Origin of the sequence: Faecalibacillus sp. TM498 (genome assembly GCF_020589955.1) — a bacterium.
In the GTDB taxonomy this organism is placed as follows: Bacteria; Bacillota_I; Bacilli_A; order Erysipelotrichales; family Coprobacillaceae; genus Faecalibacillus; species Faecalibacillus intestinalis.
In genome coordinates this window covers 1-1,002 of the sequence record NZ_JAJDKB010000123.1, presented here as the reverse complement: position 1 = coordinate 1,002, position 1,002 = coordinate 1, and the positions used below count along the sequence as shown (strand labels likewise).

2 protein-coding genes are annotated in these 1,002 nt (G+C 25.6%); both read left to right on the top strand.

Annotated features, from left to right (window positions below; genetic code table 11):
- Window positions 1-325: 325 nt before the first annotated feature.
- Window positions 326-772: a DUF6568 family protein gene (locus LJD32_RS14940; protein WP_227403840.1), complete on the top strand. Its 447-nt coding sequence runs from the start codon at window positions 326-328 to the stop codon at window positions 770-772.
- Window positions 773-784: 12 nt separating this feature from the next.
- The coding region (locus LJD32_RS14935; RefSeq protein WP_227392681.1) for a hypothetical protein at window positions 785-1,002 on the top strand (218 nt) is incomplete at its 3' end.

Below are 1,002 nucleotides of genomic sequence, written 5' to 3'. Positions count from 1 at the left end.
TGAGATTTTAACTTCAAAAAATATACGATTGACAATAGATAATTCAATTAAACAATTAGCCAAATATTTAGGTGCTCAATATAAAATTACTTTGGATGATAATATTTGTATCTTTAAAAGTATTCAATCAATGAAGTAGGTTTTAAATGGCCTGCTTTTTATTTTCGTGCCATAAAACTGACTTCCATGCCAGAAAAATATAAAAAGAAGAAAAAATACATAAAATAATAAGTGTAGAGAGGAAAATTTAAGAAATTTTCAAAAAATACTTGAGTATAAAGTGACTCTATAGTCTACATTGAAGGTGTCAAGGGAGGAAAGACTTATGAAAAAGAGTAAAAAGACATTAAAAATGTTAGGAATTTGTATTATTGGAATTCTAATTGTGGTGGTAATTAATATGTTAAAAGGACCAGAAGATCCATTTAAAAATCTTCAAGGAGGTAAGGTATTATATCAACATATTGAAGAAAAAAATCTTTTAAATAATCCTCAATGTGATTCATACTTTGTTTATTTTTATGAAGTAGGAAATAAGAAATGTGAAAAAGCAAATAAGGATCTTAAAAAGGAAATGACGATCATATCTAATGTTTATTATTTCAATGTTGAAGATACTACATTAAAAACAGGAAAAGATTTTGATTATAAAAATGTGACAGATTATAAAGATATTACAATAAAACAAGTACCAATGCTTATTCATGTAGAAAACAAAAAGATTGATCATGTTTATTACAAAGCAAGTGATATTAAAAAAGCATTAGAATAGTAGGTGAAAGTTATGTTGAAGTTTGCATTAGAAATGTTGTGGACAGAAAGGAAAAAAGCATATGGCTTAGTTATTTCTATTGTCACAACACTCAGTATTTGTTTATTGTTTTTACATTTTATGTTTAATCCCTTTTTAGCCAAAAAAGTTAGTTATTCAGATATTAAAACTTTTGGTGAACCTTATTGCATTATGTTGATGGGATTGTTTATTTTAATGGTTTGTGTTTC

Bases quoted from the DNA above. Each gene is read 5' to 3' on its own strand.
- LJD32_RS14940 (WP_227403840.1), top strand. From the start codon at position 326: ATGAAAAAGAGTAAAAAGACATTAAAAATGTTAGGAATTTGTATTATT.